The sequence below is a fragment of the Leclercia sp. 29361 genome (genome assembly GCF_011290365.1).
Taxonomy (GTDB): Bacteria; Pseudomonadota; Gammaproteobacteria; order Enterobacterales; family Enterobacteriaceae; genus Enterobacter; species Enterobacter tamurae.
Genome location: NZ_CP049786.1, coordinates 333,158 through 357,250, shown reverse-complemented (window position 1 = coordinate 357,250; position 24,093 = coordinate 333,158). Strand labels below are relative to the sequence as shown.

The 24,093-nt window shown below is 53.4% G+C and carries 24 protein-coding genes; 12 read left to right on the top strand and 12 right to left on the bottom strand.

Features of this window, described 5'->3' with window-relative positions; all coding sequences use genetic code 11:
- Positions 1–42 precede the first annotated feature (42 nt).
- The 9 genes from G7090_RS01680 (at position 43) to G7090_RS01640 (ending at position 4,893) form a co-directional block, all read left to right on the top strand.
- The gene (locus G7090_RS01680; protein ID WP_023336625.1) at positions 43–861 is read left to right on the top strand and encodes a DUF932 domain-containing protein; all 819 of its coding nucleotides are present in this window, start codon (positions 43–45) and stop codon (positions 859–861) included.
- Positions 861–1,115: a hypothetical protein gene (locus G7090_RS01675; protein WP_023336624.1), complete on the top strand. Its 255-nt coding sequence runs from the start codon at positions 861–863 to the stop codon at positions 1,113–1,115. Before G7090_RS01680 ends, G7090_RS01675 begins: the two co-directional genes overlap by 1 nt.
- A 16-nt stretch (positions 1,116–1,131) precedes the next feature.
- On the top strand, positions 1,132–1,605 hold the full coding sequence (locus tag G7090_RS01670; RefSeq protein WP_023336623.1) for an antirestriction protein: 474 nt from the start codon (positions 1,132–1,134) through the stop codon (positions 1,603–1,605).
- A gap of 11 nt (positions 1,606–1,616) precedes the next feature.
- The gene (gene radC / locus G7090_RS01665; protein WP_023336622.1) at positions 1,617–2,096 is read left to right on the top strand and encodes a DNA repair protein RadC; all 480 of its coding nucleotides are present in this window, start codon (positions 1,617–1,619) and stop codon (positions 2,094–2,096) included.
- A 14-nt stretch (positions 2,097–2,110) separates the two neighbouring features.
- Complete coding sequence (locus tag G7090_RS01660) at positions 2,111–2,332, top strand: DUF987 domain-containing protein (protein WP_023336621.1); 222 nt, start codon at positions 2,111–2,113, stop codon at positions 2,330–2,332.
- A gap of 22 nt (positions 2,333–2,354) precedes the next feature.
- Positions 2,355–2,726, top strand: coding sequence for a type IV toxin-antitoxin system YeeU family antitoxin (locus G7090_RS01655; protein WP_023336620.1), 372 nt, complete (start codon positions 2,355–2,357; stop codon positions 2,724–2,726).
- A gap of 327 nt (positions 2,727–3,053) precedes the next feature.
- Entirely contained in the window at positions 3,054–3,431 is a 378-nt protein-coding gene (locus G7090_RS01650; protein WP_023336619.1) for a TA system toxin CbtA family protein, read from the top strand.
- Positions 3,428–3,919, top strand: a complete 492-nt coding sequence (locus tag G7090_RS01645) for a DUF5983 family protein (protein ID WP_023336618.1) — start codon at positions 3,428–3,430, stop codon at positions 3,917–3,919. Before G7090_RS01650 ends, G7090_RS01645 begins: the two co-directional genes overlap by 4 nt.
- A gap of 128 nt (positions 3,920–4,047) precedes the next feature.
- The gene (locus tag G7090_RS01640; RefSeq protein WP_023336617.1) at positions 4,048–4,893 is read left to right on the top strand and encodes a DUF4942 domain-containing protein; all 846 of its coding nucleotides are present in this window, start codon (positions 4,048–4,050) and stop codon (positions 4,891–4,893) included.
- Positions 4,894–5,078: 185 nt separating this feature from the next.
- Here the strand turns inward: G7090_RS01640 and G7090_RS01635 are convergent, their stop codons facing one another.
- A complete protein-coding gene (locus G7090_RS01635) occupies positions 5,079–6,503 on the bottom strand; it encodes a DUF4832 domain-containing protein (protein WP_166181355.1) in 1,425 nt (474 codons plus the stop codon).
- Positions 6,504–6,698: 195 nt separating this feature from the next.
- Between G7090_RS01635 and G7090_RS01630 the strand changes: the two genes are divergently transcribed.
- Both G7090_RS01630 and galE read left to right on the top strand, forming a co-directional pair.
- Positions 6,699–7,625, top strand: coding sequence for a hypothetical protein (locus tag G7090_RS01630; RefSeq protein WP_166181354.1), 927 nt, complete (start codon positions 6,699–6,701; stop codon positions 7,623–7,625).
- Between the two features lie 121 nt (positions 7,626–7,746).
- On the top strand, positions 7,747–8,763 hold the full coding sequence (gene galE, locus G7090_RS01625) for a UDP-glucose 4-epimerase GalE (protein WP_166181353.1): 1,017 nt from the start codon (positions 7,747–7,749) through the stop codon (positions 8,761–8,763).
- Here the strand turns inward: galE and G7090_RS01620 are convergent, their stop codons facing one another.
- The 11 genes from G7090_RS01620 to proP all read right to left on the bottom strand — a co-directional run bounded on the left by G7090_RS01620 (position 8,764) and on the right by proP (position 22,273).
- Positions 8,764–9,171 carry a hypothetical protein gene (locus G7090_RS01620; protein WP_166181352.1) on the bottom strand — a complete coding sequence of 136 codons (408 nt, stop codon included), beginning with the start codon at positions 9,169–9,171 and terminating at the stop codon, positions 8,764–8,766.
- Positions 9,172–9,173: 2 nt separating this feature from the next.
- A complete protein-coding gene (locus tag G7090_RS01615; protein WP_166181351.1) occupies positions 9,174–10,286 on the bottom strand; it encodes a glycosyltransferase family 4 protein in 1,113 nt (370 codons plus the stop codon).
- 1 nt (position 10,287) lies between these two features.
- Positions 10,288–11,499 carry a glycosyltransferase family 4 protein gene (locus G7090_RS01610; RefSeq protein ID WP_166181350.1) on the bottom strand — a complete coding sequence of 404 codons (1,212 nt, stop codon included), beginning with the start codon at positions 11,497–11,499 and terminating at the stop codon, positions 10,288–10,290.
- A 2-nt stretch (positions 11,500–11,501) separates the two neighbouring features.
- Positions 11,502–12,500: a glycosyltransferase family 2 protein gene (locus G7090_RS01605; protein ID WP_106993997.1), complete on the bottom strand. Its 999-nt coding sequence runs from the start codon at positions 12,498–12,500 to the stop codon at positions 11,502–11,504.
- Positions 12,497–13,873, bottom strand: a complete 1,377-nt coding sequence (locus G7090_RS01600; RefSeq protein WP_166181349.1) for a capsular biosynthesis protein — start codon at positions 13,871–13,873, stop codon at positions 12,497–12,499. The genes G7090_RS01605 and G7090_RS01600 overlap by 4 nt, the downstream gene beginning before the upstream one ends.
- Entirely contained in the window at positions 13,870–15,081 is a 1,212-nt protein-coding gene (locus tag G7090_RS01595; RefSeq protein WP_166181348.1) for a lipopolysaccharide biosynthesis protein, read from the bottom strand. The genes G7090_RS01600 and G7090_RS01595 overlap by 4 nt, the downstream gene beginning before the upstream one ends.
- The gene (locus G7090_RS01590) at positions 15,078–17,198 is read right to left on the bottom strand and encodes a tyrosine-protein kinase domain-containing protein (RefSeq protein ID WP_166181347.1); all 2,121 of its coding nucleotides are present in this window, start codon (positions 17,196–17,198) and stop codon (positions 15,078–15,080) included. The genes G7090_RS01595 and G7090_RS01590 overlap by 4 nt, the downstream gene beginning before the upstream one ends.
- 2 nt (positions 17,199–17,200) lie before the next feature.
- Positions 17,201–17,758 carry a polysaccharide biosynthesis/export family protein gene (locus tag G7090_RS01585; protein WP_106993993.1) on the bottom strand — a complete coding sequence of 186 codons (558 nt, stop codon included), beginning with the start codon at positions 17,756–17,758 and terminating at the stop codon, positions 17,201–17,203.
- A 1-nt stretch (position 17,759) separates the two neighbouring features.
- Positions 17,760–19,046, bottom strand: coding sequence for an outer membrane beta-barrel protein (locus G7090_RS01580; protein WP_166181346.1), 1,287 nt, complete (start codon positions 19,044–19,046; stop codon positions 17,760–17,762).
- Positions 19,036–20,451: an undecaprenyl-phosphate glucose phosphotransferase gene (locus tag G7090_RS01575; protein ID WP_166181345.1), complete on the bottom strand. Its 1,416-nt coding sequence runs from the start codon at positions 20,449–20,451 to the stop codon at positions 19,036–19,038. Before G7090_RS01575 ends, G7090_RS01580 begins: the two co-directional genes overlap by 11 nt.
- Positions 20,452–20,770: 319 nt before the next feature.
- Positions 20,771–22,273: a glycine betaine/L-proline transporter ProP gene (proP, locus tag G7090_RS01570; RefSeq protein WP_166181344.1), complete on the bottom strand. Its 1,503-nt coding sequence runs from the start codon at positions 22,271–22,273 to the stop codon at positions 20,771–20,773.
- A gap of 656 nt (positions 22,274–22,929) precedes the next feature.
- Between proP and kdgT the strand changes: the two genes are divergently transcribed.
- Positions 22,930–23,925, top strand: a complete 996-nt coding sequence (gene kdgT, locus G7090_RS01565; protein WP_106994126.1) for a 2-keto-3-deoxygluconate transporter — start codon at positions 22,930–22,932, stop codon at positions 23,923–23,925.
- Positions 23,926–24,093: the final 168 nt, after the last annotated feature.

The following is a 24,093-nucleotide window of genomic DNA, read 5'->3' as shown; positions in this document are numbered from 1 at the left end:
TTTTTTGTTTATACCGTTTCATTTACTACAGAGGTACTCACCATGAGACTTGCCAGCCGCTTCGGGCGGACAAACCAGATCCGCCGCGACCGCCCGTTAACCCGCGATGAACTGGTGCACTATGTGCCCAGCGTATTCAGTGAAGAGAAACATGAATCTCGTTCAGACAGATACACGTACATCCCGACCATTACCCTCCTCGATAACCTGCAGCGCGAAGGCTTTCGTCCGTTTTTTGCCTGCCAGACCCGCGTGCGCGACCTGAATAAACGTGACCACACGAAGCACATGCTGCGCCTGCGTCGTGAAGGCCAGATTACCGGTAAACAGGTCCCCGAAATCATCCTCCTCAACAGCCATGACGGCTCCAGCTCATACCAGATGTTGCCGGGGTTGTTTCGCTTTGTCTGCCAGAACGGACTTGTCTGTGGCGAAACCTTTGGTGAGGTGCGCGTGCCACATAAAGGCAACGTGGTTGAGAAGGTCATTGAAGGGGCTTATGAGGTGCTGGGGATATTTGACCGGGTGGAAGAAAAGCGGGACGCCATGCAGTCACTGCTACTTCCCCCACCGGCACAGCAGGCTTTTGCCAGAGCCGCGCTGACGTATCGCTTCGGGGAAGAGCACCAGCCAGTGGCGGCATCCCAGATACTGACGCCCCGACGCTATGAAGACCGTCAGGACGACCTGTGGTCAGTGTTCAATCGTTGCCAGGAGAACCTGCTGAAAGGGGGTCTGCCAGGACGTACCGCCAAAGGCAAACGCAGCCATACCCGGGCGGTTAAAGGCATAGACGGCGACGTTAAGCTCAATCGCGCCCTCTGGGTGATGGCGGAAGAACTTCAGCAGGCGCTGAGCTGATGCCACCGCTACCTGATAACGCCCACCAGGCAACCCTTTATCCGACCGCCCTGGAGAACAATCCCTGCAGCCGCTCCATCTCCGATGACGACCTGTGCGCCTGGTGCTCACACCTTCTTTATCGTCCCGGCGAACTCAGCCTGTGCAGCTTAAGCCTCCCGGAGGGCCACTGGCCGTCACGCTGTGATGAGGACGGCTATGCGCAGTCCTGCCCGTCACTCCGGCTGAACCAACATCCCCAACCCGATAAATAAACAAGGAAAAACCAGCATGACCGATATTATTAACCTTAACGATATCCTCCCGTTACCGCCACAACCTGCCAGTTCTTCGCCAGCGCTGACCGCCACACTCGTACAGGACGAGCAGCGCATCAGCTTCTGGCCGCAGCACTTCGGCAGCATCCCGCAGTGGATAATCCTCGAACCGACAGTCTTCGCGTGGATGGACCGCTTCTGCACAGACTACCACGGCGGTATCTGGCAGTTTTACACGCTCAGCAACGGCGGCGCGTTTATGGCCCCGGAAGCGGAGAGCGATAAACTCTGGTCGCTGTTCAACACCCTGAACGGTAACGGCGGTGAGCTCAGCGCCGGGGCTGCCGGGATCGCGGTCTGCCTGATGACTTACAGCCACCACGCCATGCGCACCGAATGCGACGCCATGACGGAGCACTATTACCGCCTGCGGGACTACGCGCTCAGCCATGCGGAATGCAGTGCGATCATGCACATCATCGACTGAGGTCAGCCGCCATGGAACAACAGTTACCGCTGTTTGCCCGTGAATTACCCTCTGCCGACCAGCTGACGGTCAGGGAAGCCTTAACCCTGCTGGAAGGGCAGCTCCGTGAACCCGGTGCGTCATTTACGTCCGGCAATGCCGTGCGCGACTGGCTGCGCCTGCATCTGGCCACGCAGGAGAGGGAGTCGCTGATGGTGCTGTGGCTGGACAACCAGCACCGCCTCATCGCCTGCGATACGCTTTTTCTCGGCACCATCAACAGCATTACCGTCCATCCACGGGAGGTCGTGAAGGCCGGACTTCACCACAACGCTGCCGCCGCGCTACTCGCGCACAATCATCCTTCCGGAGAGGCTGAACCCAGTCAGGCCGACCGGCTGATTACCGGACGCCTGAAACAGGCCCTGGAGCTGGTCGATATTCGCCTGCTGGACCACCTGGTGGTTGGCGGGATGGATATAGTGTCTTTTGCCGAACGCGGCTGGCTGTAAGGAGAAAAACAACGATGAAGATTATCAGCAAACGCCAGGTGATGGCGATATACCGCCAGCATCCGCAGTCGCGGCTGTTCCGCTTCTGTACAGGGAAATACCTGTGGTCCGGTAGCATCTGCCACTATGCCGGACGGGAGGTGCAGGATATCTGCGGTGTGCTCGCCGTATTCGCTGAACGCCGCCAGGACCGCAACGGCCCGTATGTTGTCCTGCGCAGCGTTACCCTGAATTAACACCTAGTTAAGGATTACTTAAATGCAAAGCTCAACAAATGTAGCAAATCACGATATTGCCGCCCCCTGGTGGGGACTTAAGCCTGCAGCTATCCCGTGTTTTGGCGCACGACTGGTACAGGAGGGCAACCGGCTGCATTACCTGGCTGATCGCGCCAGCATCACCGGTACCTTCAGCGAATCAGACCTGCGCCATCTGGACCAGGCATTTCCACTGCTGTTGAAACAACTTGAGTTAATGCTCACCAGCGGTGAACTCACTCCCCGACATCAGCACGGCGTCACGCTCTACGCAAAAGGACTGACCTGCGAGGCAGACACCCTCGGCTCCTGCGGATACGTTTATCTTGCGATTTATGCGACGCCACCTGTGGCACAACCCGGAGGAGAATAGCCATGCCACACGCCTGTAAAATCAGCGAGGTCATTGAACTGCTGAAACAACATCAAAATGACGACTTCGTATTGTGTTCACTCTGATACGAAGACGATGTACGCAATGTGGATGACTCTGTGACGGCAGAAGAGGCCAGAGCGGCATTATGCCATGCAGCCAGCCATCACGACGCAGAACAGGGCATTAACTGGTTCACACTGGAGGCCGCACCTGACGCCATCAGACAGTAAGTGGATTACCTGAAAAACACCGTGACTCACCATCCCCCTTCACCGTTATCCCCCCGACCATCAACATCTTATTTATTTAACAGAGATCAACTTTATGCAAACCTTACCCACCATCCCGACGAGGAAGGTATCGTCACACCCGTCGCCGGTAGAAATCTGGCAGCAACTTCTTACTTATCTGCTGGAAAGGCATTACGGCCTTTCGCTTAACGACACACAGTTTGGTGATAGTAATGTGATTCAGCAGCATATTGACGCCGGGATTTCACTGGCAGATGCACTCAATTTTCTCGTTGAAAAATCTGAACTGGTTCGAATTGATCGCCCCGGTTTCTCCATTCAGCATCAGTCTCCGTTCATCAGCGCTATTGACATACTCCGGGCCAGAAAGGCCACCGGCCTGATGCAACGTACCGGCTATAAGGCGGTGACTTGCGCCATCAGTGGGCAGTCATCCAGGGGGCAGCAATGAAGCTGTCCCTGACGGTGGAAGCCGATACCGTTAATGTACTGGCCCTTAATGGGGGCCGGATCGCCGTCGATCTCGATGGTATTGAGCTGGCTGCGCTGATTGATGTGGTCAATGATAACGGTTACTCGCTTCGTATTGCTGATGCCCCCGGGAAGTTGGTTGTTGAAGATCAGCTACCACGTACCGCCCGTCTGAATGGGATCCAGTGCAGTACCGCTCATATCACGTGTGAGGATAACGCTATTCTCGACCAGGTCACTCTTCAACGCCACGAAGGCGGCAACAGTGACTGGATACTGTACACCGGCTACGGTTACCTGCTCAGACTTAATGCTCGCTTATACCCAGTGCTGGAACTAAAGAGATTGGGGCTTTCAAAGGGCTGCCGTCGGTTAGTGACCACACTGATACGACGTTACGGGATCGATATGCTACATCTGGATGCAGCGGGTGACCTGTTGCCGGGTTTTAGCACCTTCGACGGGTAGTCTCTCCTTCCGACATGCTCAGTCTCTGCAACACATCCGCTCAGAATAATCACAGCCCTGTATTTACCACACGCATAAACGCCAGCCCTCACCGACTGGCGTTTTGCTTTATACAAAGGATATAAACTATGTCAGAACTCACCATCACCAGACCCGAAGTTTTAACCGACCATACCGATATAATTTGCTCCACCAGCATTGAACGTATCGTCACCGGACGTAACGCTGCGCTGGAGCAGATTAAGACACTGATACGCCAGCTTGCCGACATCTCGACGCTGACCAGCAGCATCGGTGGTGGGGATGCAAAGGACTGGGGAATGCGACAATACCGTTATGACTGCTGGCTGATGGAGGACACTGATACGGCTATGAAAGCCATTACCCGCAGCATCGATCGCGATATCTGGCGAGAGCTGATGCAACGGTCCGGAATGCTCTCACTTATGGACGCTCAGGCGCGCGACGAGTGGCACAACAGCCTGGAGAAAGACGATATTCCTGCTATCAGCGAAGAAAATATCCTTAGCACTTTTAAACAATTACATCTGAATAAAGGTGAAGTTTTTGAACGTGGCGTGATTAACGTGTTTAAAGGTCTGAGCTGGAATTTTAAGACAAACAGCCCTTGTAGGTTTGGCGGGAAAATCATCGTGACGGGACTGGTCAAATATGACCGGTGGGGATTTGGTTTGAACTGGGGGTGGCAGCGTGATCGCCTGGCTGACCTTGAGCGCATGCTGATGCTTCTCGATGGAAAACCTGTCCCCGACAACCGCGACGATGTTACCCGTCGACTGGGAGACCATATCCATGAAAATAGGCACGGCAATCATTATGAGGATGAGATGTTTACTATTAAGTACTTTCAGAAGGGAACAGCGCATATCAGCTTCAAAAGGCCAGAACTGCTTGATAAAATGAACGACATTGTCGCGAAGCATTTTCCTTCGATGTTACCCGCTCGTTCCTGAGTTTGAATCCCCCAATCCAGCACCAAAAAGGACTGAGGGTACAAATGAGGGCACAAAAACAATCAAACAAAAAATAAACAATAAAATTCAATAAGTTAACTGATAAAGTCGATTCCGAGTCCGGCACCACTATTTAAAGAACCCGCCCAAAAGGCGGGTTTTTGCTTTTCTGCGTTTTAACATCCTCACTCAATCATCACCGACGACAGCCTGTACCAGCCATCGCTCAGCTTCCCCTCGTTGGCAAGCTGAATACGCGCTTTGTTGTTTTTATCCACCAACCCCACGTCCAGCTGATAGCGCCCTGCCTGCAGATTACGCGGGGTGGCCAGCTGATACGTCGAGCTGAACTTGCCCGGTAGCCACTGGCGGATATCATCCCCGGCGCTGCCCTGCGCGACCGTATTCCCGTGCTTGTCCTGTAGACGCCAGGCGAGGGTATAGCGCAAATAAATCGGCGCCACGCCGTCGTTGGCCCACTGGCTATGGAGGGAAACCGCCTGACCCGGGCGGGCGCTTGCCGAATGGGTCAGCGACACCACCCGGAAGCGGTAACCGATTTTTGCCAGCGCCTTGTCGAGGATATCGCGGTACACCTGCGGCACGTCAGTGGATTTTAGGTTCAGGGTGCTGACATGCTGCGCCAGGGCCCAGTCAAAGGTGGCCTGCACCTCTTCCCGGGTATACTTCTGCTCGCTCAGCCATTCCGCCATATGGCCGCAGATCTCCAGGCTGACGGGGGCTTTTTTCCACGCCTGGGTAAACCCCGGCCAGGCCGCCTCTGCCGCCGCAATGCGCTCCGGATAATCATTGCTCATGTGGCTCCAGGTGCGGCTAAAGTTGCGCCAGTCGCCCAGGCAGTCCGCCCGCCAGCCCGCCCCTCTCTTTGCCGCATAAGCCACAGAATCATAGCCGTTGAGCAGCATAATTTTCGGGGTATCAGGGAAGGCGCTGAAGTGCATGTCGACATAACGGTTGAGCAGCGCTGGAGGATAGCGTTCCTGCAACGGTTGCAGGGTCGGGAAGTTGCTGTTGTGCCACTCCCCCCATGCGCCAACCATCCCGATATCGATAAAAGCCAGCTCCGGATTGTTGTTATAACGCGCACCAAACGCCTGAAGGAGACGCTGGGCGTAAGCCAGATAGGTGGGATCGTCCAGATCCGGGACAAAGGTCTTATGATCCGGCGTCCAGCTGCCTTTGATACCTTTATCGATCAGCCACTGCGGGATCTCTGAGCCCGACTCTGGTCCATCAAGGATCATAAACCGCAGGCCAACGTTCATCGCCGGCTGATGCGCTGCCGCAGCGGCAAGTCCCTCATCCACCAGCGCAAAATTGTACTGCCCCTCCTTTGGTTCCACTTCGCTCCAGTAATAGCGACGATACTCGAGGCCTGTCGCCGGATATTGCGCGACGCTTAAGTCCTGGTCGTGAAAACGGGCCACGCCACTGCCCGGGTTGGTCAACAGTCCGCTGATGGCCGGAGGATTCACCGTTTGCAGCGGCTCCGTACTCTCCGCCTTCACCCAGCCCGATGAGAGGGTGAGCACCCCAGCAACAAGCAGCCACAACCGACTTTTTTTGCATGACAGATTGTCTACGCGCATTGAATGTTCCTTTACCCTGGGGCCAGTTAATAAGCTGTGGCAGAATTTACGTTTATTTTATTTCATACGATATATCCCGGACTCACCCATTCCTATTATTTCTTTGCAGAAACATTGGGCATAAGGTTGTTATACAATGAAATATCCTTTTCCTCTCTGGATTTATTAATACCTTTTGATGGGAAGCACGGCAAAATGTTTAATAAAAATAACAGGATAATCAAAAAGCTGTTCTTCCATGAGTCCTGGGACATCATGGTCATTAACAGCCATGGCCAGCACGTTTTCCCGGAAAACACGCTGGATATCCTCCGTACCAGCAAAGCACAGCAGCTTGATAAAAAATATACCTTCCAGGCCGATCCTTTTATTATTGATAAAAACGATCTGCTGTATGTTTTTTATGAAGCGTTTTCCTTTCTGAATTCGAAGGGGGTGCTGCGCTGCCGTATCCTCAATAAAAATCTCGACGAGATCGATGATCTGAAGCTGGAAGGATTTGATGACTTAAAATGCCATCTCTCTTTTCCCTTCCTGTTCCAGCTCGACGGGAAACTGTTCATGATCCCGGAGTCGTCAGAACGCAAAGAAGTGATTCTGTTCCAGTCCGTCGACTTCCCCGCGCGCTGGGAAAAGGTCAAAGTGCTGGTCTCCGATATGGCCGTCACGGATAACGTGGTCTTTGAGTTGAATGGCGTCAGTTACATGGTCTCAACCACCATGGATAACGAGCTGGTGATTCACACCTCAGAGGGCATTCTGGGCGACTGGACCCTGATCTCCCCGAACCTGGATGTCTGCAACGTTCATTTTCGCGGGGCCGGTAAGCCGTACTCCATCAACAACAAAACCTACATCTTTACCCAGGAGAGCCATCCTGAGGTATACGGGAAATCCATCTTCATTAAGGAATTGACCAAATTAACCCCGCATAAATACCAGGAGAAGCTGGTGGGGAAAATAAGTGCGTCGATTAACAACAGCGATGGGATCCACACCTTAAACTTCACCGACAACTATATTGTCTACGATACCAAGCACCTGACCTTCAGCCTGCTCTCTACGCTTAAAAAGCTGGCGTATAAAATTATGGTTAATCACCGTAAGCGGCTTTTCAACTAAGTGACAATATCGGGAAGCCGCACTACGCTAACCAGAGCGGCAAAATAAAATACTGCGAAAGCGCATCTCTCTTCCGGCGGGTCTTTGTGTCGGCTGGTGATGGCTTTTTGGGGGATTTATTATGGCAATTCTGGTCACGGGTGGCGCAGGCTATATTGGGTCTCATACGGTGCTGGCATTACTGGAGAGAGGCGAGGATGTTGTCGTCCTTGATAACCTCTCTAATGCCTCGCAGGAGTCATTACGCCGGGTCGCAGAATTAACCGGTAAACAGCCGGTGGTCTGCATCGCTGATATTCTGGATCGTCACGCGTTAAAAACCCTTTTCTCGCAACACACCATCACCGACGTTATCCATTTCGCTGGTCTTAAATCCGTTTCAGAGTCCATTGCCCACCCCCTCGCCTATTATGAAAATAATGTTGTCGGGACCTTAGTGCTGCTGGATGAAATGCAGCGCGCGGGCGTCCACAGTCTTATTTTCAGCTCCTCGGCCACGGTGTATGGCAATCCCGAATCGGTGCCTTTAAGCGAGCAGTCGCGCACCGGCGGTACCACCAATCCGTACGGTACCTCCAAGCTGATGGTGGAGCAGATTTTAGCTGATTTTTCCGTCGCCGAGCCGCACTTCAGGATCACCTGTCTGCGCTATTTCAATCCCGTTGGCGCGCATCCCTCCGGGCGTCTGGGGGAAGATCCGAACGGTATTCCAAATAACCTGGTGCCCTATATTTCTCAGGTGGCCATCGGCAAGCTGCCGTGCCTGACGGTCTTTGGTGATGATTATCCGACGCCGGACGGCACCGGCGTGCGGGACTATATTCACGTGATGGATCTCGCCCACGGCCATCTGGCCGCGCTGGATCATAAAGACGAGGGCGAGGCATTTAAGGCCATCAATCTCGGTACCGGGGTGGGCTATTCGGTGATGGATCTGATCAAGGCTTTTGAAAAAGCCGCGCAGACCAAAATTAACTACCGGGTTGTCGGCAGACGTTCCGGCGACGTGGCAGAGTGCTGGTCGGATTCATCGCTGGCACGCCTGCAGCTGGGATGGAAGGCCACGCGCAATCTCGAGGAGATGATGCGCGACGCCTGGAACTGGCAGAAGAACAATCCCGGAGGTTACAGCGCCTGATTACTGGTATTTCAGATTGAGCCACCAGTCCCAAATCCCGACGTGGTAGTTCTGGAAAACGTCTATGCCCAGCGCAGATTTGATCATGTACAGCGTCAGCAGCACGCAACACAGCAGGAACAGGGTGGCGAACAGGATAAGAAACGTCACCACGATACGCGACAGCTTTGACTCCGGACGCGAGCGGGCGCGCAGATCCCGTCCCAGCAGGAACACCATATAAAGGCGTTTGCCGAAGAAAGGAAAACTTTTACGGAAATCGATCCGGTGCCGCGACGCCAGGGTAACCGAGACAATCGCGCTCTCGATCTCCTCTTTTTGCTCCGGGGTCAGCTGGGCGCTGACGTCTTTATCAAGCACTTCATAAAAACGGTCGATAACAATCGGGTTTCGGGGCTTACTGGTCAATTTTAACCTATTGTTTTGTCTAATCTATGGTAAATGGACACGGTCTTTCTGGCGATCTCATCCCAGTTGTAACGCTGCAAAAAATCGCCGTAATCAATCCGGGGTGAGTCCGCCCATCGGGACATTTTATCTGCCAGATCAGCGACATTACCCAGCTTAAAACTGGTCTCAGCCGGTAAGCCGACCTCAAGGTTCGGCAAAATATCGCTCACCACCACCGGGAGCGAAAACGACATCGCCTCCAGCAGCGCAATGGGCAGTCCCTCATGGTACGAGGGCATCACAAACAGCGAGGCCTGAGAGAAGACGACCTGCAGCGCCTCACCTTTTAAAAAGCCAGTCATCACGACGCCGGGCGTCTGAAACGCCAGCTGTTTCAGGTGGATGCTGTACTCCGTATCATGATCCGCATCCCCGACCAATACCAGCGGCAGCGTCAGGCCCGACTGCTGGTACGCGGCGATGGCATCATGCATCCCCTTCTCTTCAACGAAGCGCCCGACCATCACGATATAACGCCCGGGCTGCAACTCATACCGCCCGAGGATCCTGTCGATGGTCTCGTCAGCCAGCGGCTCCGGCACGTTAACGCCGTTATAAACCAGATGCGCATTGTAGCGATGGTATTTCTGCTGGATCAGCTGGTTGATCACCTCAGAAATAACAATCACTTCGTGGGCATACTTCACCGCCACTTTCTCACCGAGCATCAGGATTATTTTCGCCATCCTGCCCCACTTCTGGCGCTCGTAGTCCGGCCCATGATGGGTAAAGACCACACGTTTGCCCATCAGGCGTAGCAACGGCACCACGAGGCCGGGTCCGATGGCGTGAACATGCACAATATCGGATCGGTCAACGAATGTCCTCAACGCCGCAATAACAGAATGCACAATGGCTTCGAAACTGCGTTTTTTGGGCGCCCAGATCGCCAGCGTCTCGACATTTTTATAGCTCGAGCGCCGGTAGTGGACATAGGGTGACCGGGCGATCACGCAGATCTCCACGTCATATTGCTGGCGGATAGCCGGATACAGATTCTGACAATGGGTTTCGACGCCGCCTAATACATCGGGGATCCCGCGGGTACCCAACACCGTGATTTTTTTTGGCATATTATGGCCTGTCGAGCAGTTCGCGATAGAGCGACTGCAACGTCTCCATGTGCTTGCGCAGTGAGTATTTCTGGCAAAGCCGTACCCGGCCTTTCAGCCCCATCGCATGGGCCTGCACCGGGTTTTCCGCCATCACGTCCAGCGCATCGGCCAGATCCTGAGCGTTGCCAGGTTCAAACAGCAATCCTTCCACACCGTGACGTACCTGTTCCGGGATCCCGCCGATGCGGGCGCCCACCACGGCCCGGGCGAACGACATCGCCTCCAGCACCGCCATGGAGCAGTTTTCATAACACTCTGACGGCAGCACCACGGCCCGGGCGTTTTGAATCAGCGCATCCAGCGCCGGGCCCTGCTGCACATAGCCGAGGAACTTCGCGTTGGGATAGTCCACCACCATCTCGTCATACAGCGGCCCGTGGCCGACGATTTTTAACGGCATGTGATTGCGCATGAGCTGATGCGCCCGAGCCAGGGTCGGGACCCCTTTCTCCCGGCTCAAACGCCCGACGTACAGCAGGTATCCCTCATCCTTCCCCGCCTCCGGCGTGTGGCTGTCGTCGATACCGTTCACAATCACATCGATGCGCGAATCCGGCAGAGAGCGTTTCAGCTCGCTACGCAGAAACTCGCTCGGGGAGACAATAACGTCCAGCGCCTGATAATTTTGCGCGATGTACTGCCAGGTCGCCTCCAGCGACAGCAGCAGGCTCTTCGACGCCGAGCCCTCCTGGCAGCGATAGCGAAACGCATTAAAGACGCTGCCCGTGACGCAGGCGTCACACACTTTGCCGTCGCGCAGCATCGAGTACGACGGGCACATAATCTTATAGTCGTGGGCGGTCAGAACGGTCTTACAGCCGAAATCCCGGGCGACCTTGATCAGGGCCGGGGTTAGCTGGTGATAGATATTGTGGAAATGGACAATCTCCGGGCGCGTCTGCTCCAGCAGCGCCCGCATTTTTTTACAGGCCGCCCGGTTGTGAATAAAGTTGATGGCGGTTTTCGCCCCCGCCAGCAGGCCGCCCTCTTTGTGGTAATCGACATTGCTGACGAAGTGGTCGGCATACTCAGACGGAAAGTTCTTCTCATGCTGCATGGAGAAATCGATCACCTCCACACCGGCCTCTTTCAGCATCTGACGTTCCTGAAAATAGACCGTCTCAGCGCCTCCTTTGATAAAGAAGAACTTATTCACCAGTAAGACTTTCATTACTACTCTACCTGTTCATGAATAACTTTATTATCCGGCGGAACCCGGGGATCGCGCTGCGGGTGGAAAAGACCTTTCACCAGTCCGGCAGAGAGCACGGCGAGGTTGATCACGCTGTTCAGGCCATTTTTTAATGAGCGGTTACGAAGGGTTTTTAGCAGGATAAAGGCCAGCAGCGGCAACAGCGCGATATCAATCAGGCTGACATCGAAAGAGAAGAACGCAATCAGCACGATGAAGATGTAGCTTGCAAAGATCACTTCGTTTTTCACCATCATCAACGCATCACGGAACCAGGGTTTCCCCCACGCGCTGCGCAGCAGCTCGCCGGGCGCCTGATGGAAGCCGCTCTTCCAGCGATAGCGCAGCATCCTGAAGGTCGGCATCGTGTAGGAGGTATGACGGAAATAGGGCACGTTCAGGCGATGCAGTTTATAGCCCGCGGCCAGCAGGCGCATGCCTAACTCCGCCTCTTCATAGGCGTGCAGGCTGCGGTTGGTCAGGTAGCCGATATCGGCAATCGCAGACAGGCGATACAGGCCGCCACCGCCCAGATGGTCGCTGTCCCCCAGCGGGTAGATTTTATTGATACGCTGCTTGCGGGAGGTAAATTCGTAGTTTGAGGCGTCATCCATCTCCACCGTACCGGCCACGCCCGCGTACGTCGGGTTATTCTGCAAAAACGCCACCGCATGATCGATAAAACCGGGCTCCAGCTCCATATCGCCATCCATCAGCAGGATGAACTCCCCTTCGCTGTGAAGGTAGCCCAGCTGATGCCCGACGCCGCAGCAGCGGTCTGCCGGTTCGGTTAACGACACCACCATCACCCCTTTATCACTGGCCAACTGCTGGGTGTTATCCGTTGAAAGACTGTCGGCAACAATAATTTTATGCGGATACGTACCCAGCTGGCTGCGGATACTGTCGATGGTTTTCTCAATACATTCGGCTTCGTTAAAGGTTTTGATGCTGACGGTAATAAACGGTTTGTACATCAATAATGCCCCGTATAACGGCGTACGGTCCGGCGAATAATCAAACTGGAACCTAACGACATATAAAACAAGAACTGCAACATTGGCGTAATCATCAGTATCTGGCTGTATGGCAGGCTGAGAAGACAGGCGATGGCGAAGACGTTAAACGCCGGCGCAAAGCTCAGAAGCTGAACGTCCGGCTTATCGAGCTGCTCCACAGACAGCACTGGCTCGGGCCGGGCCGCCTTCAGGATGTAGATAAACAGGCCCACAAACAGCACCGTCCCCACCACGCCCACTTCCCATAACAACATGCTCAGGGAGGTACTATCGAGATACAGGTTGTAATACTGATGCAGGAAGCCAGGAGAGACGGCGCTGCCGCTGTTGGTGGCGTTCAGGCCGTAGCCGAACAGCGTTCCCGGCAGCCCTGACAGATCGTTATGCTGTGCCCAGAACAGCAGAGAGGTGAAGCGGCCCACTTCCCCGCCGGGGGTAATAAAGTCCGGATCGAAGATGTAATCCATGGAGTCGAGGAAGACCACAAAAGGGTTCTCCGCCGTATCGCCGCCGTAGGCCGTCGAATAGGTATAGGCCAGAGCGACGACCGCCAGCCCGATCAGCAGCGCCATGCCGATCAGAATAGAGAGCAGCACGCCCAGGTTGACCTTGCTCGCCTCTTTAACCCAGGAGGGGGTCAGCCACACCCAGCCCAGCAGCAGCGGCGACAGCAGGATCACGAATTTAACTTCGCCAATGATGCACATCACAAACCCCAGCACGATATGCAGCGCCATGGATTTGAAGCTGGCCAGCCCATGTTTATATTCCGAGACTTTCAGCAGCATGATCAGCAGACAGAACAGCCCCATCGCGGCAGTGTTGCCGCCCCCCATAGGATCGCCGCCAAAGGTCCCTACCACCGAGTCCCATTTCTCCGCCTCGCCGCGCAGCGCCACGCGCTCCGGCAGGACAAAGATCAGTTGGTAAATGGCCACCGGGAACTGGATGTAAAACACCCAGTACAGCGCCCGGGTCACCTGATAGATCTGCGATTCCCGGCAGAAGCCCAGCAGCAGGCAGACCATCACCAGCGACAGCCCAATCTCGTTCTTGAATCCGACGAGGGTAATCAGCGCCCCGCCCTGAAAGAGAGTCGAAATACCGGCCAGTACGATAAAAGCGCCATACAGCGTCAGGATGATGGCTTCCTGGGCATCCAGTCGCATGGGCTCTTCGCGGGTCTGCAATACCAAAAAACCGGCCATCAGCAGCGTCATGACAAAGGGCAGCCACAGTACCGCCAGCTCACCGGTAAAATACTGCACCAGCCCGCAGAAGATCAGGGTAAACAGTGCGAAGCTCTGTAAATAATGTCCGGTATTAAGATTCATGATGTCACTGACCCGTTTCTCAGAATGTCGGCGCGCTTATTCACCTTCAGGTAGATAAAGGCGTAGCGGATAAACGTCAGAATCGAAAATAAGATGATGGATGTCGCATAGTCATTGTAGAAATACGGCACAACGACGAACGCGATCCCCACGATCGCCAGTTGCTCAAGCTGGATCCGCAGGAAGTAGCGGTGCGAGCCGAAAATCAGCTCTATCACCGTCAGCGGACAGACCGCCAGCGCCGGGAACAGGTACGGTAGCATATAGCGCGAGGTCGGCACGGAGGCGATCCACTCCTCGCTGAACCCCAGATTCATCACAATCGGGTAGAAGATAAACACGCCCAGCGTGCAGACCACCCCCAGCACCAACAGCAGCAGCCGGACCTTCCTGTACTCTTCGTAGTTGAAGATGTTGTTTCTGAAATCAATCGACCATTTTGAGAAAATGGTATTGCGCACCGCATTGCCGATGATCACCACCGGAGCCAGGCAAAAGCGGCTGACCACCGAGAAGTAGCCCGCCGTCAGGGCCGAGAACCAGAAGTTGATCAGCATAATCGGCAGGTTGTTGCTCGCCATCGCCAGCACTTCGGCACTGCCCACTTTGGTAACGTGATGAATATTTTTTTTCAGGAATGCCAAGTTACTGGAGGGCCGCAGGTGATGCAGGGTGATGCTGCGAAGATCAAATGCCCGCATGATGCAGGCGCTGGTCAGCGCCATCATCAGGATCGCCCACATCCAGTAAAACGCCATCACCTGGCGGGTGAGCAGGACGGACAGCACCACCACCACCGAAACGGAGATGCGCTGGACCACCAGAAAGCGAAAGTTTGCCGTCCGCAGCGACAGGTTTTCTGCCACCAGCACCCAGGTATTCGAGAGCGTGAGCAGGTACAGAAAGAGCATGTTCTGATGAAACAGCCAGCCCGTCAGCACGGCATAGGGGATGGCGATGGTCAGGCTTTGCAGGAGACAAAACACCACGTTCTGCGCCAGTTCCTCATCCGGCTGCCTGGGGATCAACAGCTGTGAGGCAAAGGTACAGACCTGGGCCCCAATCAGGGCAATACTGTAGTTGAGCGCGTAGAGCCCCACTTCGCCAAGATCGTACTTATGCGAAATGAGCCAGATCGACAGGGCACCAATCAGCTGTGAAATAACTGATGACCCTGCGATCGTGGAGGCGCTCCTGAGCAGACTCATGCCCGGCCTGTGTTGTTCATCAATTCATGGGTATGGTAGTTGAGCGAACGCAGCCCCTCTTTGCTCTCCAGATTTTTATCCACCACCTGATTCAGCACCCCACCGATCACCACGCAGCGATCGCTGGCGGCTTTATCAACGGCATGGGCGATGGTATCGGCACTGTTCTGGCCCGCTTTCAGGACGAAGATCAGACCATCCGTCACCTGGCTCACCAGCTGCACTTCCTGGCTCTGATTCACCGCAGCCACATCAATGATGATGCGCTGATAACGGCTGCGCAGCGTCTCGAGCAGCGGTTTTAACCGTTCTGGCGACAGCAGCAGCAGCGCCGAGACCGGGGTATTGCCGCGCGGCAGGAAATCGAGCTTATCGTTGACCTTCACCAGCACACTGTCAGTGTCGCCTTCACCGCGCAGCACTTCCGCCACGCCCGGCGCTTTTGGTGAGCCCAGCTCGCCCGACAGACCGTCGTTGTTGAAGAAGTCCATATCGATCAGCAGCGTTTTCTGGTCAAAGCTAAAGGAGTTCGCTAGCAGGTTCGCCAGCAGCGTCCGTCCCTCTCCGGCTTCCGCCGAGGTGACGGCGATAACCTGCAGCGGGTGACTGCTCAGCATGATCTGCGTACGCATGCTGTGAATAACGTCGGCATTGAGCGGATCGCTGAACATCAGATCGCGGATCTTACCCCGTCCTCCCACGCCCCTGAAGCGGCGGATCTCCCCCAGCGGCATAAGGTTTAGCCGTTTCTGCATCTGGCTGAGGGTATTCACGGACCGATCCGTCGCCGCTTTCACCATCACGTACATGACGTAGAAGAGCATCACCAGCAGCACGATCATCAGCATCAGCAGGGGTTTATTCGGCTTCGCAGGACGCGTGGCGGGCACGGCAGGATCGTAGAGCTCCGCGTCGGCATCAGTATAGGTGCCCGGCAGCGTCAGCTCCTGCGTACGCTGGTAGACCACCTTGTACATCTCTTCCGTTTTATCCAGCGCCAGCTTCAGCTCGTTGTAGCCTTCGCGCTTCATCGACAGCTTCTGGAAGTTCTGACGCTGCTCATCCAGCTGCTTCTGGTAATTCTTTTCATCCGCCACCGCCGCCTCGTAGCTCTGGCGTAACCCGGCCTCCTGCTCTCTGAGGGTCATCGCCGTTTGCGCCTGGATCGCACTGATACGGGCCCGCGCCTGGATCACTTTGTCATGCTGTGGCCCGTAGGATTTCTCCAGCTGAGAAAGCTCGCTGTTAGCCTGGATCAACGCAATGCGTAAATCCTGGATCTGGGCATGATTTGAAATCGACGGCAGCGAGATGGCTCTGCCGCCACCGGAACGCACTTCGTTATAGATAGACTCAGCCGCCACCCGACGCTCGGTGGCATTCGCCAGACGGTTGGTGACAATGCCCATCTGTTCGGTTTCAAACCCGTCAACGCCGCGGAAGGTCAGTAACCCCGCTTTCGCCAGATAGTCATCCAGCGCGGTTTTCTGCTGGATCATCTGCTGCTTGAGCTGCTGCAGCTTGTGCTGGTTATCTTCGCTGGCCTGCAGCGTTTTCTGCTGCTTGAGCCCTAAGCTGTAATTGATAAACGACTCAGCCACCCCGTTGGCAATATCAGCCGACAGCTGCGGCGAGGTGGACTCATACGAGACGGTGGCCAGATGGGTGGTACGCACGCTGTTAATGGTGAGGTTCTTGCTCAACGTTTTCAGCGCATTGTCGATCCGCTGCTGCTCGCTCTCTTTCCCCGTTGCGCCGTCGTCGTTGCTGCCGGTGAACGCGGGATTTTGATCCAGCTTCAGGGTACGCACCGCCTGTTCAAGCACCACGCGCGACTGCATCAGCGCGTTTTGAGTTTCGTAATACCCATTACGGGTTGAGTCATATCCCTCAACCTTCTGGAAAGGGGTAACATTATCGGGCTGGGCTTTGAGCAGGACCGTGGCCGTAGAGACATATTTTGACGGCATCAAACTCATTAGTGGCCAGGCAATCGCCCCGGCAATAATGCCGGAGAGAATGATTTTCCAGAGGTTCTTTTTTATTTCACTGGCAAATCTGGCGATATCGATAGCGCTTTCTCGCTTTTTGCCATTTTCCACTATTGATAGTTTCATGGTCAGAAGAACCCTATGCCTATAATTACGAGATCACCGGGGAGCACGGAGTGAGTCACATCAACATTTTCGAGTAACTCGCCAGTGGATGATTGTCGAATACTGAGGTCACTGCGGTCTGCACGGTCGGTATATCCCCCGCCTAAGGCGATAGCTTTTTCCACGGTCAGCCCAGGTTCATAGGCATAACCATTGGGATTCTCTATCTCACCCGAGATATAGAATTTGCGGAATTCAGCAATATTCACGGTCACCATGGGATTAAGCACAAACCCTTTGCGCAGACGTTGCGTAATCTCTGCATCGACCTGACTTGCGGATTTGCCCTTTAATTCCAGCCTGCCAATATAGGGGTAATTAATAGCCCCACTATTATCAAGTACTACTTTCATGGTCAGGTCAGGTTGCCCGGCAACGTTAATGTTGACGGTATCACCGGAGCCCAGTAAATAATTTGCTGTATCAACCACGCTATTGTCCTTTAACGTCGGCTGCGGTGATTTGCAGCCAGCGAAAACAATGCTGAGGAGTAAAAACGCGCACAGTTTAATTATTTTCATTTTAAATCTGAACCTTAGCTGTAAGCATAATCAAAGATTGATCATAGCCCAACGTTTCAGTCACTACGCGGTCATCGTTGGGGCCGATGGTAAACGTATCTGTATCTTTATTAGACTTAAGCGTATCAAGATGATATTCCACACCAACGTTAATCGATGGTGTGAGGTCATAACCGACAATAAATGAAAACACGCCATTCTTGTCGTGACGATCCTTGTCCTGATCTTTGTAGTCTTCGGTGATGTATGCGTAATCAAGCAACGTCGTTAAACGGTCGTTCATCCATAGGTGTTTGTAAGAAATGCCGTATTCCGTAACTAAATTATATCCTCCCGCTTCGGAAGGGTCCTTAATACTTTGGGATGTTCTTAACGTAAAAATTGACTGCTGAAGAGGCCGCCATTCACCGAGAATATCCCAGTTAATCCCGTTGAAATCCTTCGACCCGGGGTTATTTTCAAAGGTTTTATAGAGCCACGACACGTTCGCATCGACGTTTGTTTTGCCCGTTACCTGCGACTGAATGCCGTAACGCAAATAATATTCATTACTGTCTTTTTCCGACGCATGGCCATAACGAAACTGGTTGGTAATAAAACTATAGCGAAAACGCGTCTTAGATGTGTACTGATCGAAAATTTCTGCAATCAGCGTATTTTCGTCCCACTCCTGCTCGTCGATATATTGTGCGAAGTCCTTATCCTGGCTTTCAACCTGACCGGTATTGCCAAAGGTCCACTTGCGGTGCATCAACGCCAGGTCTGCCCTTCCCCGTCCGTCCGGCGCACCATAACTATAGCGTAGCTCGCTGTTGAACAGATTGGTGGTTAACGGTGACCTAACGCCAAATTGCCGGAACTGTTCAGGCAGAAATCCTTCCGTCACCCCGCGCCCGCGCGCCTCATGACCGAGTGAATCTTCAAGATTCAGGGTCAGGCCATGCATCAGACCAAAACGCCAGTCACCTTTGAAGCGGAAGAGGTGATCGTCATAATCGTCCGTAGAATCGCTGGAGTAGTGGCGGTAATCCCCGGAGTACATCAGCAGGTATTTATCCTGCCCGCGCTCCCCGTTCAGCGTTATCACGGGCTTGAGCCCCTGGAAGTCGGAGCCTTTAGCGTCGCTATCGTGATGCTGGTAGGTCACGTTATCGTTATGCCCGTAATCCACACCGACGTTGCTTTGAAAATCGATGCCCGCCCAACCGATGTGTGATTTTGGCGTTAATTCTGCCACGGCAACCGGAGACGCTATCATCCCAGCGATAATAATAATTTTAGTATGCATTCTTACCGACAAATCCCTTAAAAATGGTTTTAATGATGATTTTTATATCTAACCAAAAGGACCAGTTCTGAATATATTCAATGTCGTACTGGACTCGCTTTTCCATTTTGTATAGCGCATCAATTTCGCCACGATAGCCATTAATTTGCGCTAAACCTGTGATCCCAGGCTTTACTTTATGGCGAATCATGTAGTTTTCGACTTGCTTACGGTAAAGCTCGTTGTGCGCCACAGCGTGCGGCCGTGGCCCGACAATAGACATATTCCCCTGTATTACATTAATGAACTGCGGCAGTTCATCCAGAGATGTCCGACGTAAGAATGCGCCAAAGCGGGTGACCCGAGGATCGTCTCGTGTCGCCTGAACCACCTTGTCGGTATTTTCCATCACTTTCATCGTCCGGAACTTCCAGACTTTAATCTTCTGCCCGCTCAGGCCATAGCGATCCTGTTTGAAGAAAACAGGCCCACGTGAAGTGAGTTTGATGCCGATGGCAATTACGATCATTAACAGCACAATCATTACCATAATCACGCTGCCCAGCACCAGATCTTCTGCGCGTTTAATAAACGCCCCCACCCCGTCCAGCGGGGAGGTGAAAATGCCGATGGTCTGCAGGTTGTGGATGGAACGGATCTGAGAGGTATTGGTGCTGTAAGCGTAAAAGTCCGGCACAATATAAGTATCCACCGTGGTATCGGACATCATCGCCAGAAAATGGCGGATGCGATCCAGCGCCACCATCGGCAGGGCAATATAGATTTCGTCGACCCGGCCGGCATTGGCCTCTTCAACCAGCTTGATCACCGGCCCGTTATAGGGGCTGGTGATTTTGGTGGCCAGCTCGCCAAGCCGCTCAGGGCCACGCTCATCGTAGAAGGCGAGGTCCAGTTGAACGTCAGAGTACTCCAGGCGCAGCGCCCGTTCAGCCGCCAGGCCGTTATCGGTAATGCCGATAATGGCCACCCTTATTTTCTTTTTCGCCGACAGCTTAAAAATAATCAGACGGACGACGTAGAGAAAAGGGATCGGCGAGGCGTACCAGAGCGGCATAGCAGGAATATTACGCACGTCGATAAAGCTGACGTAGCCTAAGGCGAATAATTTCGCGACCAGCAGACGCACCAGGCCGATAAAAAGGATGGCTAAAAAAGCGGTCAAAAACAGGCGTCTTTGGTTACGCAAATTGTTGTTTTTAGGACGATAGAGATAGCACTGCGTGTATTCACCAAACAGTAAAAAGGCAGTGGAGTACAGTAAGCTGATCAAAATTACAGTATCGAAAGATTCCATTTTCAATACCCAACCACTGAGTATTAAAATTAAATTAATTGAAAAGAAATCAATTAATTTAATGAATACCGAGTAACTTCCATGGGTGATCTTTTGCGAATTTCTCAGCATGTCCAGCCCTACTTATAATTTATCTTCGGTATTATTTTTGCTGTGCTCGTTGCACCTGTGGATATATTACAAAAGTTAAAATGCCGTTTCGGGAAAAGGTAAACCGCCGAAAAGAATCAGCATTTCAGGCTATGTGTGCGTGGAAATCTAGATTGGTGTGAAGCTCAGCATACATACCCCTCACAGAGAAGAAAGCGTCGATTTTATAGAGACATCCGCTTATATACAGCGTAAGCACTATTCAATAAAACCGCCAATAAACTTTCGTTGTATTCCATTTGGGTATGAAAAAAAACCCGGCTAGCGCCGGGTTTTTTATTTACTCATTAATGCGGGGGTGTTGATCGACCAGACGGGTACGCTTCTCTTGTAGCGTCGCAATTTCAGCATCGATATCTTCTATCTTCTGCTCAATGTTGTCGTGGTGCTCACGCAGGATCTCTTTGGCTTCCTGAAGGTCAGAGGCAGCAGGTGTCGCCCCTTTCAGCGGCAGGTTCGCCGTCTCCTTCATGTAAATGCCGGTAATCAGGCCGATGACCGCAATCACCATCAGATAGTAGGCAGGCATCATCAGGTTCTGCGTGCTCTCCACCAGCGAGGCTGCCAGCGTCGGCGTCAGACCGGCGATCAGTACCGAGATGTTAAAGGCCGCCGCCAGCGCGCTGTAACGGATGTGCGTCGGGAACATCGCCGGCAGGGTCGAAGCCATCACGCCAATAAAGCAGTTGAGGATCACCGCCAGCATCAGCAGACCGGCAAATATCAGGCCGATGACATCACTGTTAATCATGATGAAGGCCGGGATAGCCAGCACAAACAGCGCGACGCTGCCGAAGATAATGAACGGACGACGTCCGAAGCGGTCGCTCAGCAGGCCCATGATCGGCTGCACAAACAGCATCCCCACCATAATGGCGATGATGATCAGCACGCCGTGATCTTCTGAGTAATGCAGGTTATGCGACAGGTAGCTCGGCATGTAGGTCAGCAGCATGTAATAGGTCACGTTGGTGGAGATCACCAGACCAATACAGGTCAGCAGGCTACGCCAGTGGCGCGTGGCGATCTCTTTGAACGAGACCTTCGGTCCATCCTGCAGACCTTCACGATCGCCCTGCTCCAGCTTTTCAACGTGCTGCTGGAACGCCGGGGTCTCTTCTAACGCGTGACGCAGATAGAGGCCAATAAGCCCCAGCGGCAGCGCCAGGAAGAACGGAATACGCCAGCCCCAGGCGAGGAAGTTCTCTTCGCCCACGACGGTAGAGAGCAACACCACTACGCCCGCACCCAGCACGAATCCGGCGATGGAACCAAAGTCGAGCCAGCTGCCCATAAAGCCGCGCTTACGGTCCGGAGAGTATTCGGCAACAAAAATAGATGCCCCGGTATACTCACCCCCAACTGAGAAGCCCTGAGCCATCTTACACAGCAGCAGCAGGATGGGTGCCCAGATGCCTATGCTCGCATACGACGGGATCAGGCCGATACAGAACGTACTGACCGACATAATCACTATCGTGATAGCGAGGATTTTCTGGCGACCGTACTTATCCCCCAGCATCCCAAAGAACAGACCCCCTAACGGGCGTATAAGGAAGGGAACAGAGAATGTCCCGAGCGCGGCAATCATCTGCACGCTGGGATCGGCACCAGGGAAGAAGACTTTACCCAGCGCGTAGGCCACGAAGCCATACACACCGAAATCGAACCATTCCATCGCATTACCGAGCGAGGCGGCGGTGATCGCTTTGCGCAGTTTTCCGTCGTCAATAATGGTGACGTCGCGCAGGGTGATCGGTTTAACTTTTTTCCTTTTCAGCATGGCTATCCTCGTTGACTAAGCCCAGTCCTCACCACAGCGCCTGAAAAGTGCGCTCTATGGAACCCGGGAAGCGCCTCATGCGCATTCTCCTTTCTCAAGCGTAGCAGGTTTACTTACACTGACCTTTCGGAGCGGTACAACCGAACCTGTTGACGCCTGTCTGGGCTGTTTATGGAGCCATTACCCTACCAGCGTTTATATTTGTGATCAACTTCACATATATTTTTAAGGTTTTTACCAGAAGTGTCAAAAGTGTAAATTAGCCGTATTGCGTTATTTCTAATACCCGCCTCTGGAAATACTCTTTCAGACGTTATTATTTGCTGTGAAATGAAAAAATAACGACATTTTTTTACAATGCGTTCACAGCCATTTTAATAATCAAGGGGCGAAAATCGTCTTTCCTTAAAATATGTGATGAAGATAACTAAAACACTGTTTTATTTTCATTGAATCATCATTCCAACGATCGCATCATAAGCCTGTCAAAACGAGTGGGGTGGCCTTCACGTGAAGGCTTAAAAAACCAAACTGGTTATATCTGCTGTATGAACAACGAATTGCCTGGCGCCGTGAAGTCACAATCCGTTGAATTCATTAGATTATTAAATATCACTTGTCCGCTGGCGATGCGTGATGAGGTGTGAGGGTTAATGATGAAGATTAAAGCCACGATTGAACGCATCCCCGGAGGGATGATGCTGGTTCCGCTGGTACTGGGTGCAATTTTAAATACCTTAGCGCCTGATACCGGAGCCTATTTTGGTGGATTCACCAAAGGCATGATTACCGGGACAGTTCCGATTCTGGCGGTCTGGTTCTTCTGTATCGGCGCCTCCATTAATTTACGGGCAACGGGCACTGTATTACGTAAATCCGGTACGCTGGTGATTACCAAAATTGCCGTAGCCTGGGTGGTAGCGATGATTTGCGCCATGTTTATCCCGGAAAATGGCATTCAGACTGGCTTCTTCGCGGGCCTCTCCGTGCTGGCGATTGTCTCTGCGATGGACATGACCAACGGCGGCCTGTACGCCAGCCTGATGAATCAGTACGGCACCAAAGAAGAGTCCGGCGCCTTCGTACTGATGTCTCTGGAATCTGGCCCACTGGTCACCATGCTGATCCTCGGCTCTGCCGGTCTGGCCTCCTTTGAACCGCACCACTTTGTCGGCGCCGTCCTGCCGTTCCTGATCGGTTTTGCTCTCGGCAACCTCGACCACGACCTGCGTGACTTCTTCAGCAAAGCGACCCCGGTTCTGATCCCGTTCTTCGGCTTCGCGCTGGGTAACACCATCAACCTGAACGTGATTCTGGATACCGGCCTGCTGGGTATCGTGCTGGGTGTGGCGGTTATCATTATCACCGGTATTCCGCTGATTATTGCCGACCGTGTTATCGGTGGAGGGAATGGTACTGCGGGGGTTGCAGCGTCATCTGCTGCAGGGGCTGCGGTAGCGAACCCGATGATTATCGCCCAGATAAACCCGGCGTTCGAACCGGTTGCCGCTTCCGCCACCGCGCTGGTTGCAGCAAGCGTCATCGTGACGGCGATTCTGGTTCCGATTATTACCGCACTGTATGCCAGACGTTATGGCAACATCCCGGCCAAAACGCCGGAACAGAGCCCGGTTGAATCACTGCATCATTAATTAATAAGTAGACCTCCCTTCGGGGAGGTTTTTGCAATTAAAGCACTATAGTAATAACAAAAAATGAAAGGCTTACAGCGGCACCCTGGTCCGGCTGGAAATCGCTGAGGCGTTGACCGCAGGCCGGGGCGAGGCGCAGGGATGCGCCGAGAGGGCGTGACCTACAGG